This is a genomic window from Kitasatospora sp. NPDC033851, assembly GCF_055576085.1.
The window spans coordinates 108,192-122,854 of the sequence record NZ_JBVIRL010000007.1; the positions used below are offsets into that span (position 1 = coordinate 108,192).

A 14,663-nucleotide genomic window follows, 5' to 3' on the forward strand; every position below is an offset into this window, starting at 1 on the left:
CCACTCGGTAGTATGTAGTCCACCGCCTTCGAGAAATTCATATCACCGTCACCCTGGAGGGTGACGGCATCGACGACGGCGGTTGAGAGTAAGGAGGCAGTGGATGCCGCCCAGCAAGAATCCGCCGACCATCCGGCAGCGGCGGCTCGGCACGGAGTTGCGCCGGTTGCGCGAGCAGGCAGGATTGTCGGTCACGCGAGCCGGGGAACTGCATGGCATCCCGCAGTCCCGGATCAGCAACATCGAATCCGGCGGATATCCGGTGAGCGCGGACCGGGTACGGACCCTGGCCCGCCTCTACGGCTGCGTGGATGACGCGTTGATCGAGGCGCTCACCCACATGACCGGTGGTCGCACCCGGGGCTGGTGGGAGGAGTACCGCGAGATCCTGCCGGCCGGAGCGCTCGACCTGGCGGAGATCGAGCACCATGCGCAATCGATGCGGATCGCCACGGTGATCCATATCCCCGGCCTTCTCCAGACCCCCGAGCACGCTCGCGCGCTCTTCCGGGATGTGGTGCCGCCCTTGTCTCCACCCGAAGTGGAACACCTTGTTTCTCATCGCATCAAGCGACAGGCGGTGCTGTACGGCGAGCAACAGACCCCGCTGTCGGCCGTCGTCCACGAGGCCGCCTTGCGTATGGGCTTTGGTGGTCCAGAAGTTGCCCGCGATCAGCTGGAATACCTGCTGAACATGAGCGAGTACCCGCACATCGACCTGCGGGTGATCCCGTTCGGCACCGGTAGCTACCCCAGCTCCGGCGCCGGGATCGTGTACTTCGCCGCCGAGGTCGCCCGGTTGGACAGCGTGCAGGTCGATGGGGACCGGTACGACTTCATTGACACCGAGCCGCAACTGATCAAGTATCGGGCCGTGTTGGACCGGCTGGAGGCGAGCGCGCTCAAGCCCGACACGTCCCGCGACCTCATCCGCCGTATCGCCCAGAGCATTTGAGAGGGGAGTAATCATGGCCGTTCAGGGCTGGCAGAAGTCGTCATTCAGCGGCGACACCGCCAACTGCATCTATCTCGCCACAGCCCCTGACCGCAGCATCAAAATCCGCGAGAGCGATGACCCCGACGTCGTCATCACCACATCGCCTGACGGACTCCGTGCGTTCCTGCGCGGCGTCAAGGCGGGAGAGTTCGACCATCTGACAATGTAAGGAGAGTCGACGGGGGAAGCATCGACGTACAAGCGACCAGCCGACCTGTCGGGCCAGAGCGCTGGCGGAGAACGAGCATGCCGGGCCGCTGCCCCGCCGCTCTGGGCGCACACTCAAGGCGTCGCAGGCTGTGCGGGCCCCTCGAAGGAGCTCTGGACCGCAAGACCGCCATGGATTCGAAGCTGTGAGCGTAGTTGTAGAACCAGCTGCTGGTGTCCACTCGCCTGTGGCAGGGCAGCGGGTTGACGAGCAAGCGGTCGTCGTAGCGGAATGCCAGAGCAAGTTCGAGCAAGTTCATGGTGCGAGTGGCGACCTGTGCCGCAAGATCGTTCAAGGCGATCGACTCCGACCCGCTCAGGAGGCCCATCATGGCACTGCACAGCGCCTGGTGAAGTCGGGCACCCCCTACGCGGAGCACGCCCGTTCTCTTCGCAGTGAACCCGTGACCGTAGCCGGGGCCGCCTTCGGCTGGTTCGACGCCGAGCTTCCCGGTGAGATCGCCGACGAGATCAACCTGACGGACTACGAGATCGTCCAGCACACCGAAGAGCGCCGCGTGGCGCTGACGCAGGCCCTGGACCGCCTGTCGCTGATCCACCCTGAGGGGTTCGCCCGCGTGCGCGAATTCGTTCGGGGGCTGCTGTGGGTGGGCCTCAAGCCGGGCGTCCACTCGTCCTCGCTGACCAGCTCCAGCGACCCGGCACTCCCGTACGTCATCGTGTTCTCCGAGAAGGCCCGGCGCCACATCCCGCCGAACACCGTCAGCGAGGAGCCGTCCCACCTCTTCCTGGCGGAGAACATCCTGCACGAGGGCACCCATCAGTCGATCAGCTTCCACGTCCTCCAGAACCAGGTCTTCGCCGACGGGTACTCCTCCAGGACATCCCCCAGGATCGAGATCAGGTGGCGGGCCGGGCAGGGAGAGGACCGCAACCAGTACTGGGAGATCGACAGGGCCTTCCACGCGACCTGCGTGTACAACGAGCTGCTGCGCTTCCGCCAGACCGAACTGCGCCGCGACGACCTGTCGCCCAACGAGCGCGCCAGCTTCCAGAGCGCCTACGGCGAGGCGCTGCCGGCCGTCCGCTACCTCATGCGCGAACTCGAACTCCTGCGTGAGCACTTCTCCCCCCACGGGGTGGAGCTGTTGGCCGACCTGCGCCATCAGACCGACCAGCTGTAGTGCGCCACGCTGAATGGAATCGAACGACGGAGGGGTCGAGTGCTTGAGCACCTCATCACCCACGACGACAACCTGCGGATGGTCCCCACCGACCGGAACGAGCTGACCACTGCGGTCGGCCGACTCCACCAGGAACTGCAGGGCTTGTACGAGGGCACCGATCCCGCGCGTACTCGGGTCCTGACGAGATGGATCGGCATCGGCCAGATGTGCCTGGGCGACCACGAGGAGGCCCGTGTGTTCCTCCGGCAGTCGCTCGACTTGGCCGCAGCGATCGGCAACACCCGAGCCGTCGTAGCCACCGGGCTCAATCTCGCCGACGCGCACCGCTATGCCGGTGACGTGCAGACCGCGGACGCGCTCTACCGCAGCGCGCTGAACACTGCGCGAAGCCGGCACCCGGAACTCGTCGACTTCGCGCTCCAGCACACCGGCAAGCACCTCATGGAGCGCGGCGACCTCGCGGGTGCCCGGGACCATCTGCAACAAGCGCTGCGGCTACGGATCGCCAAGGGGGACGCCGAGCTGATCGAGTCCACCCAGGCCGCGCTCGCCCGGGTGGAGCTGCTGATCGGCCAGGCCGAAGCATCGGCGGCCGACGACGCGGTGCCGCGCCGGTGGAGCGGTCAGTGGACCTCATGGCTCCAATCCCGCACCACGGCCCGGACGCCGGCCCGGTGGGCAGAGGACTTCCCCGCTCTCCGGGACGCCGTGCGCGGCCTCACTGCACACCAGCGTGTTCACCCGCGCCACCTGCCTGGTCAGCCGTTCCCCGCCGAGCTGGTCGCCGCCATGGCGGAGGAGGCCGAGAAGGCCGTAGCCGCTGACGGATACCTCCACAACGGCAAGTGGAACGCGGCAGTCGGCGAGACCGCGAACCGCTTCGCCGCACAAGTCGATCTGGCCGCAGTCGTAGCGCGGTCCACCGGCCTGGACGTCGAGCAGCCGCACACCGCCGTCTACATCGCGTACCTGGAGGAAGGGCAGTTCCTCGACTTCCACGTGGACGAGTCCGGCTTCGGCGAGGCCAACCTGATCCTCTGCCTCAAGCACGAGCGCCCTGCCAGGGCGCCCCGGGCCAGTACCACCGTCTTCATCAACGCCGACGGCCACCTCGAATGCGACCTGGCCCCGGGTGACTGCGTCGTCTTCGACGGCGCGCTCACGCCGCACGGCCGGACGCCCCTCAGTGCCGGAGAGAGCGTCACCCTCGTCAGCTTCGGCTTCCGCGCGCGTGATCAGGCTCTGCGCACGCTTACGAACCTCCCGCCGGTCCCTCGTTAGGGAAGGCGGGAGCAGTCGGTTCTACGAGGGGAGGGTGTCCCTACGGCTCCGGCTTCGGGGCCGGGATCGGCTCGCTGGCCTTGAAGCGAGCCGAGTTGGGGTCGCTGAGCGCGGACGGCGCCGTCTGCTCGGCCGCCGGCGCCGGCGCCGGCGCGATCACCACTCCGGTCGCCGCCCCAGCCGCGCTCGCCGCCGCCGCGCCGGCCGCCGTCGGGGTCTCCTCCTTGACCTTGATACCGGCCCTGTCGAAGGCCACCTTCAGCCGCTGCCGCAGCGCCCGGGAGACCGCCGGGGCCTTGCCGGGCGCGGTCCGCGCCTCGACCCGCACCATCACCGAGTCCGCCGCGACCGATTCGAGGCCCAGGATCGACACCGGCGCCCAGACCAGCTCGTCGTACGGTGCCTCCTTGGCCAGCTCCTCGGCGGTCCGCAGGATGAGGTCCTCGACCCGCAGCAGGTCCTCCTTGTAGCCGATCTGGACGTCCACCGAGGCGGTCGCCCAGCCCTGGCTCATGTTGGCGATCCGCTTCACCTCGCCGTTGCGGATGTACCAGATCTCGCCGTTCGCGCCGCGCAGCTTGGTCACCCGCAGGCCGACCTCCAGCACTGTGCCGCTGGCCACCCCGGTGTCGATCTCGTCGCCGACGCCGTACTGGTCCTCCATGATCATGAAGACCCCGGAGAGGAAGTCCGTGACCAGGTTGCGGGCGCCGAAACCGATCGCCACACCGGCCACACCGGCGCTCGCCAGCAGTGGCGCCAGGTTCACGCCCAGTGCGGAGAGCACCATCAGTGCCGCCGTGCCCAGGATGGTGAAGGAGGCCACGCTGCGCAGCACCGAGCCGATCGCCTCCGATCGCTGCTGGCGCCGCTCCGGGTTCACGACCCCGGTGTTGGCCAGCAGTCCGCCCAGCCGGCTCTCCTCCTGGTGCTCCGGGGTGCGCGCCATCCGCCCTATGAGCTGGGTGATCAGCTTGCGCAGCATGGCCCGCAGCACCAGCGCCAGCAGCACGATGAAGACGATCCGCAGGCCCGAGGCCAGCCAGCTCTGCCAGTGGGTGTCGAACCAGCTGGCGGCCTGCTTGGTGGTGTCCGAGACCTCCTGCGCGCTGGTCGGGATCCGCAGGTCCAGGTTCGGCAGCTGCGCGGTGGGGCTGGGGGCCGGCGTCGGAGCGGAGGGCGTCGAGGACGCGTCGGACAGACCGGTGGCACCGGAGCTGAACACGTGCGGACCTTCCTTGCTGGGTGGCGTGTCGGGTCCGCACCGCCGGCAAGCGGCCCGCGGACCGTGCGCCTCACCCTATCCGGCGCCGAACGCCCGCCCGGACACGCCGAAGATCGTCCGCCGCCTCGCGGGAAGCCGCCGAAGGGCGTACGGAACGGCCCGGACGCCCCGTCAACGCCCCGGTGCGCTCCCCCCGCACCCCGCCCCGGACGCCGCCCCGACCCGGCCGGACACTGCTCCGACCGGCCGAGTCGTCCCCCGGGAGGGCCACCGGGCGGCCCCCGCGCGGTGCTCGGCCGGCACCCGGGTGCAACCCGACCTTCCCCGGGCATACCGGCTATGACAGAGACCACACCCGGAGTTCACGTCAGCTCCGTTACACAGGAGTGGTGGCGCCGTACAAAGGCGTAAGGCGACACTGGGGGAGATCGCGTACTCGTTGCGCGATCCAACCGCTCGTCCCGGCGCGAGCCACGCGCCGCAGGCGTCCAAGGAGGCATCCGTGCCGCATGTCCTGGTCCTCAACGCGTCCTACGAGCCACTCGGCGTCGTATCGATGCGCCGCGCACTCATCCTGGTCCTCAACCACAAGGCGGTCAGCCTGGAGGACTCGGAAGTCACTCTGCACAGCGCCACCAGCGCCCTTCCGGCGCCGTCCGTCGTCCGTCTGACCCGCTTCGTCAGGGTCCCGTTCTGCGGGCCCGTCCCGCTCACCCGCCGGGCGCTGTTCGCCCGCGACCACGGTCGCTGCGTCTACTGCGGGGCCGCCGCCACCAGCGTCGACCACGTCATCCCGCGAAGCCGGGGCGGCCAGCACCGGTGGGACAACGTGGTGGCAGCCTGCCGCCGCTGCAACCACACCAAGGCCGACCGCCACCTCACCGAACTCGGGTGGCGGATGAAGCGCCCACCCGCACCGCCCAGCGGACTCGCCTGGCGGATCATCGGCACCGGCATCAAGGACCCGCGCTGGCGCCCCTACCTGGAGCCCTACGGCGGCGCGGACCAACTGCGCGCCCCGCAGTGGGGCGAGTACGAGCACCTCGACCATACCGAGCCGAACCACTCGGTCCCGATCGGCCGGGTGCACGGCGCCCACCCCACCCCCATCCGCCGCGGCGAGCAGCCCGAACCGCTCTCCGCCTGACCGAAGCGACACAAGGGCTCGCCCGTCACACCGTCGGTACGCGCCTCATGGGCCGCCGCGCCCCCGCACCGGGGAGCACGGCGGCCCGCCGCGTTGGTCCCTTTTTTCGGGGCCCGGCGAGCCGACGGGGCGCGCCGGGCTATGGCTACGGCTTCGGCGGCGCCGCCGGAGGAGTCGCGGGGGCGCTCGGCGCACCGCCCGGTTGCCCGGGCTGGCCCGGCTGGCCGGCCGGCGGCTGCGGCGCGGCCGGCGGGGTCACCGCGTACAGCTCGACCCCGTACAGCGAGTAGCCGTACTTGGTCGCCCGCGCCACGCCCTGGACCCGGACGAACCGGACCCCGGGCGCGTCGAAGCGCACCGTCTCGTCGCCGCCCTTGCCGTTGTCCACCGTGGCCGCGTCCGTCCAGGAGTTCCCGTCCGCCGAGACCTGGATCTTGTACGAGCTCGCGTACGCGGCCTGCCAGTGCAGTACCGCCGAGCCCAGCCGGGTCGCCTGCGGCAGCTCCAGCCGCACCCAGGCGTCGTCCTTGGCCGGCGAGGACCAGCGGCTCTTCGGATCGCCGTCGGCGACCGCCGAGGCCGGGAAGTTCGCCGTCTCGTCGCCCGAGGAGGTGGCCTTCGCGCCGAGCGCGAGGTCCGGCCCGCCGGTCGGCGGGACCACGTGCACCTGGAGGACCTGCTGGACGGTGGTCGCCCCGGCCACGAACCGCACCGGCACCCGGTACGTCCCGGACGGCGTGCCCGGCGCGGCGGCGACCAGCAGCGGCACGCCCACCCGGCCGCCGCGCGGCACGGTCACCGGGCCGGCCGGGGTCACGGTCAGGCCCTTGGCGGCGGCCGGCACCTCGGCGCGCAGCTCGCCGGTGGTGCCCTCGGGGCGCCCGGCCTCCACGGTGGCCCGGGTCTGGGCGGCCGAGGCCGCGCCGGTGACCACGTCCAGGGCCGGGTCGGACAGGGTGAGCCGGGCCGCCGGGGCGTCCGCGTACCAGGGGATGACCTGGTTGACGACCGGCGGGTCGCCGCCGGGCTTCCAGGTCAGCCGGAACGCGTCCGCCACCTGCCCGCCGGCCGGCAGCTCGTTGTAGCCGGGCTGCACGGTGCCGATGTCCGCCCAGGTGCCGTCGGCCCGGCGCACCGCGACGGTGGCGGTGGCGCGCACGCCCGGGTCGGTCAGCACGGTGAGCCGGTCCAGCGGACGGGCGGCGCCGAGCTCGACGATGAGCGGGTCGTCCTGCGCGGTCGGCGCCTTGGCGGCCCGGTACGCGGTGTCCGGGTTGCCGTCCAGCACGGCGGCGGCGGAGGAGCCGGGCAGCGCGTCGGGCCCGCCGGTGACGCTCGCCGGGGACTCGTCCGGGGCGGTGACGGTGAACTCGCGCACCGCGACGGCGGTCTTCTGCGCCGCGGTGGCCCGCAGCCGCACCGCCCGGACGACGGTGCCCGGCGGGAGCTGGGCGCTGACCGTCTTCTGGTTCCTGACGACGGCGAGCTGCTTCCAGCCGCCCTCGCCGGTGGAGTACTCCAGTACGCCGTCGCGGATGTAGTCGTCCACGGCGGTCGCGGCGTCCGCGCCGTTGCCCCAGCTGCCCATCAGCACGGTCACGCCGCTGACCGGGCGTCCCGCGCCGAGGTCGAGGCCGACCGCGTCGCCCGGCTGCGGGGGAGCGGAGCTCCAGTAGAAGGTGTTCGCCACGCCGTCGGTCATCAGCCCGGGCAGGTGGTCCTGCGCGGTGCCCAGGGTGGTGGTCGCGGTGACCCCGCCGCCGACCACGCCCGCCCAGTTGTCGGCGGCCCGGACGGCGCGGTCCAGGAACGGGCCGAGCACCCCGGCGCCGATGGTGGCCGGGGCCCGGTCGAGCTGCTCGCGGAGCCGGTTGAGCTCCACCCGGGCCTTCCAGGCCGCCGCGCCGTCGCCGCCGTGCTGGGCCAGCAGCATGTTCAGCGCGGCCTGCCCGGCCAGCCCGTAGTCGCGCAGCGGGCCCAGCCAGGGCGCGGCCTCGCCGGCCAGCTGGGCGGTGGCCGGGGTGCCCGCCAGGGTCTGCTGGGCGGTGGCCATCGCGGCGAAGGCCTCCCGCAGCGGGCCGGCGGCCTCTATCAGCTTGGCGAGGTCGGGCGCCGTGCCCGAGGTCGGCTCGGCGGCGGCCCAGAAGCGGTCGAGCAGCGGCGTCAGGTAGCCGGACTCCTGCTTGGACAGCGGCGAGGAGGTGCTGTTGCCGGCCAGGGCGGTGACCGCGGGCAGCGCCGTCCCGGCGGGCGTCGCGGCGGCGCCGGTCGGCCCGGCCAGCGAGCGCAGGGCGGCCTGCCAGGACTCGTCCGGCTTGTAGCCGACCGGGTTCCAGGCGTAGTCGCCGGCCGTGGCGAGGGCTATCCGGGAGGCCACCGGCTGCTGCATGGCGCCGGTCAGCATCACTGCTGAGCGGGTGGCCACGCCCGGGTCGCGCCCGGTGTAGGCGCCGAGGAAGAGCCGGTCCGGGCTGGCGTCGTTGACCGGGTAGTTGTCCATGGTGACCAGCGGGTGCCCGTACAGGTCGGTGGTGTCGGAGGCCTGCGCGGTGGTGATCTTCTCCGGGATCACCCCGACCCCGCTCCACGCCACCTGCACGCCCGTCGGCAGCGCCGCGGCCAGCGCCTTGCGGTACGGCGTGGCGCCCTGCTGGTGGTACTCGGTCGGGACGACGGACAGTGGCGCCAGGCCCGGGTTCTTGGCGATCAGCCGGTCGTTGACCTTCTTCACCAGCTCGGCCTGCGCCTTGGCGGCCGCGGCGGGCCCGGTGCCGTACTCGTCGCGGTCGGCTCCGCAGTGCCACTCGTCGTAGCTGACGTCCAGGAACTGCAGCTGGAAGGCGGTGAAGCCGAGCGCCCGCAGCCCGTCCAGCTTGGCCACCAGCGCGTCCACGTCCTTGCCGGAGCTGAAGCAGAGGGACTGCCCCGGGTCGATCGCGTAGCCGAGCGTGACGTGGTTGCGCCGCGCCCGGGCGGCCAGCTCGCGCAGCTCGTCCGCCTGCGCGGCCGGATAGGCGTTGCGCCAGCGGGACAGCCGGTACGGGTCGTCACCGGGGGCGAAGAGGTAGAAGTTCTGCTTGGAGCGGCCCAGGAAGTCGATCTGGTCCAGCCGTTGCTGCGCGGTCCACGGGGTGCCGTAGAACGCCTCCGCGGTGCCGCGCACCGGCGCGCCGCTCGGCCAGTCCCGCAGCGTGATCCCCGGCAGGCCGAGCCCGTTCGCGCCCGCCGCCTGCCCCTGCCCGGCCGGCACGGCGGCCAGCAGCTGGCGCAGGCTCTGCGCGGCGTAGAACGTCCCGGTGGCGTCCACGCCCGCCAGCACCACCGCGCCGTACGTCCCGCCGCCCTGGGCGGGCAACTGACCGGCCGACAGCACGTACCCGCCGGCCGGCAGGTTCGCGGTCGAGGGCGCGGTGCCCTCCTTGCCACCCGCCGCGGCGGTCAGCTGCCGCAGCACCCGGTCCACCTCGCCGCCGGCACCCTCCGCGGGTCCGCCGACGTACACCACCAGCGACCCGGCCACCGGCGTCCCGCCGTCCGACCGCGACGTCACGTCGGTCGCCCCGGCGATGTCCAGCACCTCACGGACGGCCAGCACCGCACCGGGGTCCGCCTTCGGCGTGGTCACCAGCGTCACGGCACCCGGCACCACGACCGCCCTGCCCGCCACCGCCTGCTCCTGCGGCCGCGGGAACACCTGAGGATCGGTCACGCTCCCCAGCGGCGTCTGCGGCGCGGTGCTCACCACGTCCGGCCCCGGCGTCGCGGCGTACGCCGACGGCAACGGCCCGGCCAACAGCCCGCCGACCACCGCCGCGGCCGCCACGCCGGCCGCGATCTGCATCGCCCGCCGCCCCGGCCGCCCCGCCGCACGCTCCGCCCGCACGGACGCCAACAGCGGCTCCGTGCCCTTGAGGTCGGCGATCAGCCGGTCCGCCGTCCGGGGCGCCAACTGACGGCACGTCCGCGCCGTCGCACGCCGCGCCACCAACGCCGCCGGATGCTGCAACACGTCCCGCAACGCCGGACTCTGCTCCAGCTGCGACCGCAGCCGCCGCCCGGCCACAACTGACACTCGGGCTTGCACAGGAGCCTCCTCGCCAGGCCGGAACCACATCGCCCGCAACCCCACCAGCTACCCAACCCGGTGTCAACGCCACCGACGGCTATGCCTGTCTTGCCCCTTTTCATCCCCTCCCCGACCCCGCCCCCGATACCACGCCGGGCCCGCCCCGCCGACCGGCGAAGCGGGCCCGTGTGCCCAGCTCAGGACATGGACGTCAGGAACGCGGCGGCGCAGGCAGCACGGCCGTCCGCAGCACCGGGACGCTCCACTGCTCGTTCGCCGCGTAGTTGCAATCCCACAAGTCGAGCCGGGCGCCGTCGACCGCCTTCCACTCCGGAAGGTCGAGGCACCGGCCCGAAGCCGGGTGGTACAGCACATTGTTCGCGAACGGCACCCACTGCTGCGCCGCGGTGCCGTCGCAGGTGCGGTACTCCAGCGGCGTGCCGTTGCCCGCACCCGCGCTCACCGGAGCGATGCACCCGCCGAGGACGCGCAGCGTGCCGTCGTTGCCGAGCGACAGCTGCTGCGAGGGCCCGCCGTGGCACTCGTAGAGCTGGACCGCGGTGCCGTCGGCGGTACCGGCGCCGGTGTCGTCGACGCACATGTCGCCGTTGACGGCCGAGCGGACCACCCCGGTGACGCTCGGTGCGGTGGGTGCCACCGCGAAGGGGTAGACGGCGGTGCTGCTGATGCCGCCGTCGAAGCTCGGGCTCGGCTTCGACTGGTACCGGTAGCGGCCGAGTTCGAACGGCCCCGACGACGGCGGGCCGCTGCTCGCCCTGTGGATCGCGGTACCGGCGAGGACACCGTCGACGTACAGTGCCATCATGCCGGTGTTCGCGTCGTAGGAGGCGGTCAGCCGGGTCCAGACGCCGGGGTGGGTCTGGGCACTGGCGTTCACCACGCGGGTGAAGTCGTACGACCAGTTGTCGTCGTCCGCGTACGCCAGGGCGAAGCTCCAGTTCCGCCCGGGGCCGTCGGTGTACAGCATGAAGGTGCTGCCGTGCCCGGTCTCCTGACTGGCGACCACGCCGCCGCCCGGTCCGGACTTGGCCCAGGTGGAGAGGGTGAAGCTCTTGCGGGTGTCCACCACCGGACCCGACATGGTGATGTTCGAGCCCGCGTCGGGACTGAAGGCGCCCACGGTGACCGCCCGGCCGTCCACGGTGTCCCCGACCCAGCTCACGCCCGAGGCCGTACCGTTGGCGCGCTTCTGCCCGTCGCCGACGGCGTTGCCGCCGTCGGGCGCGGCCAGCCAGTTGTCGATCGGCCGGTTGAGGTTGCCGAGCGCGACCGGGCTCTGCTCCAGGCCGGTCACCGCCGGGCCGCTGTTGACATCGGCCGCCTTGGTGCCGACGCCGGCCCAGGCGACCAGCTGATTGTCGGTGTCGACCGCCCAGAGGTCCGGGACACCGTCACCGGTGACGTCGCCGTTGGAGCCGACCTTCGGGTAGAGCTTGGCATCGACGCCGTTGGCCAGCCAGCCCTTGGTGGGGTCGGCGAAGCCGGAGGCGTCGAAGGTCCCGGGGGCGCTGCCCTTGGCCAACTGGTAGGCGTGGATGGTTCCGTCACCCTTGGACCGGCCCCAGACGGTGGGGATGTTGGTGCCCTTGGTCGGCCCGGGGGTGATCAGGTCGTAGAAGTCCCAGGCCTGGTCCTGCGAGAGCAGAATGTTCGGCCCGTCGAGCTTCCCCACGATCGAGGACAGCGCGAGCCAGAGTCGGCCCTTCTCGACGTAGAGCAGGGAGGAACGCGGCAGGCCGGTGGTGGTCGTGCCCGGGTTCCTGGGGGTATCGCCCGTGGGAGATCCGAACGCTGCGATCTGGGTCACAGACGCCCAATCGCTGCCGTTTCCGTGGTCCGAGCACGAGATCGGTGTGCCGTCGGGCAGCCCACAGCTACCGGACTTGGACAGCGATACGGAGGTCTGACCGTCGAGGTGGGCGGCGATCGCGTCGTTGGCGTAGAGGAACAACTCGGCGGCGCCGGGAGCGTGAGCGATCAGGTCATCGACGTTCCGCTCGGTGAACGAACCCCGGTGGGTGATCTGGGCCGTGCTCCAGTCCTGGTTGTTCGCCGCACCGGGCGCCGAGGCCGGCCTGGTGTTCGGGGCCGCGTACGGGTCGGCGCCGCCGCCCACCAGGCGCAGTGAGCCGGTGCCGTCCGGCAGGAGGACGTCGCTCCTCCGGTCGCCGTCGATGTCGCCCATGACCGGGTCGCCGGCGGCGGGGTTGCTCGGCACGAAGTAGGTGTACGCGACCGGCTGCGACATGTTGCCGGCGTTGTCCTGGGTCTGCAGGTAGAGGAAGTTGGTCCCCCAGTGCCAGGGGGTGTACTTCAGCTGGAAGCTGCCGTCACCGTCCATCTTGACGATGTTGCCGCCGTCGGTGCAGTTCCATCCGGTGGCGGCGGCCTGGACGGGGTCCGTGGTCCATCGGGCGCAGGCCAGACCCGAGGAGCGGCCGCCCGTGGCCGGAGCCGGGTCGGTGCCGGTCAGGGTGAAGACGCCCTCCTGGCCGACGAGCTTCGGGTGTCCGCCCAGGGTGCCCGACTCAGGGAAGTCCGGAGAGGTGATGCGGGCGGTCGGCGGGGTGCGGTCGATACGCAGGTAGCACATCGGGGAGTTCCCGCTGTGGAGCGTGCCGTCGTCGGTGACGGCGTACCAGCCGTACTGGTGTCCGTCGATCAGCGGGCCGACGCTGACGTTCTTGCGGCCCGAACTGGCGGCCCAGTTGGTGTCGGAGACCTTCGAGGAGCCGTTGTCGTCGTCGTCCCAGATCTTGAACGTGGTCCAGAGCTGCTCACCGGTCGGTGACCAGGTGTCGACGCTCAGGTTGACGTCGGTGTTGATCCCGACCCAGCCCGGGTTGTCCCACGGGTTGCCGGTTCCGGGGGTCTGGCAGGGGCTGTAGGCGGCGTCACGGGCGAAGCCGGGCGTCGGGCTGGTGGCGGGGCTGCCGATGGCGGGTGCGAAGTCGTAGGTGACGACGATGTGCGGGTTGTTCGCGAACCGCTGGTGGTAGTACTTGTTGGTCTCGTCCTCGGGGGCGAACAGGAAGGTCCACCCGCCCCAGTGCTCGTGCGCCGCCCAGGTCATCTGGGGGAGGACGTCGAACTCCTTGCCGCCCGCTCCCATGATCCAGTTCGTGCCGACCTTGGCGCAGCTCGAGAGCTCCGGGCAGGGCTGGGCTTCCCAGCGCGTCCACTGGTTGATCGGGTTGCTGTTGCCCGCACCGGTCGAGTAGAGGCCCATCGGCGTGGACGTCGAGGGGCTGGACGACTCCGCGATGGTGGCGTAGAGCTTGGCGCTCAGCACGGCCGAGTCCCAGAAGGTCGGGTTCAGACCGACCTGGAAGTAGGCGCGCTCCTTCCCTTCCTTCTGGCAGCGGCTGTTGGTGTCGATGTAGCCGCAGTAGCCGGAACCCGGCTTGTCCTGGCCGTACTGGGTGCCGTTGTACTCCGGGGTGGCGGGGTAGGCCGACTGGACCTGCGCCCAGGCCTGGGTGCCGTTGTCGACGCTGGGGTTCCAACCCGGGTCGATGTACCAGGGGCCGGTGCCCTGCGCGAGCAACGAGGGGTCCGGCACCAGGTCGATGCCACTGGCGCTGACGGTGGTGGTGATCGGAGCGGTCCTGGCGCCAGGGCCGGGGGCTTTGCTGTCGGAGCCGACCGAGGTCGGGGTGCCGTCCGTCGGGGCGGCTGCGGCGGCGTTGGCCACCGACTTGGGCTGGGATCCGGCCGGGGCGGAGTCCCACATGACCGGGGCCGGAGCGGTGAATCGGGCCTTGCCGGCCGTGTCCTCGGCCGTCAGGTTGCCGTTGGCGTCCGCTTTGACGGTCAGCCCATCGGCGACGGTGTCGAGGTGCAGATTCTTGATCTTCGGGTCCGCGGCGGCCTGTGCGGTGCGGACGATCAGGACTTGGCGCCAGCCGCCCGCGGTGGTGGAGCTCAGCTCCAGGTCGACGCCGGGCAGGACGGACCGGTAGAGCGCGCAGCTGCCGGTGAGTTCGGGCTTCGGCAGGTCGAACGGCGCCTTGATCGACAGCTTCTTGCCGTCCGCCGTCGCCATGGTGGCCAGTGGCCCGCTGCCCCCGCCGGAGAACGTGAGCGCGGACGGGACGGCGGTCGGCGTGATCGTGCCGTCAGGGTTGGTCCGGAGGGTCGCGTCCACGGCGCGCCAGGTGCCGTCGGCGTTCTTGACCCGCTCCGCCACCGGTGTGGAGTCGTTGGTCACCGTGCCGTCCGGATTGGCCGTGGTCCGGCTGTTCCCCGTGGTCAAGGCATCGACGACGACGGGCTTTCCGGTGCTCTTGGCCTTCGCCTGGGCGGCGCGAATCGCCTCGGTCTGCGCCGAGCGGGCGTCGGACCGTCCCTTGGCCGGAGGCGGTGGAGGTGCCGGCCAGGAGGTGTCGGCAGGGCCGTGGTTGCGGTCGGCGGGAGCCGCCGCGGCGATGCCGGGCACCGCCAACAGGCACGCGCCGAGGGAGAGGACGGCCGTGCAGGCGAGTGGCAGGCGCGCCGCGCCGAATGTCCGGCTTCTCGTGCTCCGTCCGGGAGTTGGAAGAGATGGAGGTTTTGCCCTCGACATGAAGACC

8 protein-coding genes are annotated in these 14,663 nt (G+C 71.6%); 5 read left to right on the forward strand and 3 right to left on the reverse strand.

Translation table 11 applies throughout. From position 1 onward, the window contains the following. Positions 1–103: 103 nt before the first annotated feature. The 4 genes from ACZ51D_RS15975 to ACZ51D_RS15990 all read left to right on the forward strand — a co-directional run bounded on the left by ACZ51D_RS15975 (position 104) and on the right by ACZ51D_RS15990 (position 3,633). A complete protein-coding gene (locus ACZ51D_RS15975) occupies positions 104–955 on the forward strand; it encodes a helix-turn-helix domain-containing protein (protein WP_465623080.1) in 852 nt (283 codons plus the stop codon). A 13-nt stretch (positions 956–968) separates the two neighbouring features. Further along, a complete protein-coding gene (locus ACZ51D_RS15980; protein WP_465623082.1) occupies positions 969–1,166 on the forward strand; it encodes a DUF397 domain-containing protein in 198 nt (65 codons plus the stop codon). 442 nt (positions 1,167–1,608) lie between these two features. Then, positions 1,609–2,349: a hypothetical protein gene (locus ACZ51D_RS15985; RefSeq protein ID WP_465623084.1), complete on the forward strand. Its 741-nt coding sequence runs from the start codon at positions 1,609–1,611 to the stop codon at positions 2,347–2,349. Positions 2,350–2,388: 39 nt separating this feature from the next. Next, positions 2,389–3,633 carry a tetratricopeptide repeat protein gene (locus ACZ51D_RS15990; RefSeq protein WP_465623086.1) on the forward strand — a complete coding sequence of 415 codons (1,245 nt, stop codon included), beginning with the start codon at positions 2,389–2,391 and terminating at the stop codon, positions 3,631–3,633. Between the two features lie 40 nt (positions 3,634–3,673). Here ACZ51D_RS15990 and ACZ51D_RS15995 read toward each other — a convergent pair whose 3' ends face one another. After that, positions 3,674–4,858 (reverse strand): mechanosensitive ion channel family protein, encoded by a 1,185-nt coding sequence (locus ACZ51D_RS15995; RefSeq protein ID WP_465623088.1) that lies wholly within the window; start codon positions 4,856–4,858, stop codon positions 3,674–3,676. Positions 4,859–5,360: 502 nt separating this feature from the next. Between ACZ51D_RS15995 and ACZ51D_RS16000 the strand changes: the two genes are divergently transcribed. Next, the gene (locus tag ACZ51D_RS16000; RefSeq protein WP_360506205.1) at positions 5,361–6,005 is read left to right on the forward strand and encodes an HNH endonuclease; all 645 of its coding nucleotides are present in this window, start codon (positions 5,361–5,363) and stop codon (positions 6,003–6,005) included. 145 nt (positions 6,006–6,150) lie between these two features. Here the strand turns inward: ACZ51D_RS16000 and ACZ51D_RS16005 are convergent, their stop codons facing one another. After that, positions 6,151–9,954 (reverse strand): beta-N-acetylglucosaminidase domain-containing protein, encoded by a 3,804-nt coding sequence (locus ACZ51D_RS16005; RefSeq protein WP_465662594.1) that lies wholly within the window; start codon positions 9,952–9,954, stop codon positions 6,151–6,153. A 328-nt stretch (positions 9,955–10,282) separates the two neighbouring features. After that, positions 10,283–14,530, reverse strand: coding sequence for a ricin-type beta-trefoil lectin domain protein (locus ACZ51D_RS16010; RefSeq protein WP_465662596.1), 4,248 nt, complete (start codon positions 14,528–14,530; stop codon positions 10,283–10,285). Positions 14,531–14,663: the final 133 nt, after the last annotated feature.

Excerpts from the sequence above, each read along its gene's own strand:
- ACZ51D_RS15975 (WP_465623080.1), top strand. The coding sequence starts at position 104 with ATGCCGCCCAGCAAGAATCCGCCGACCATCCGGCAGCGGCGGCTCGGC.
- ACZ51D_RS15980 (WP_465623082.1), top strand. The coding sequence starts at position 969 with ATGGCCGTTCAGGGCTGGCAGAAGTCGTCATTCAGCGGCGACACCGCC.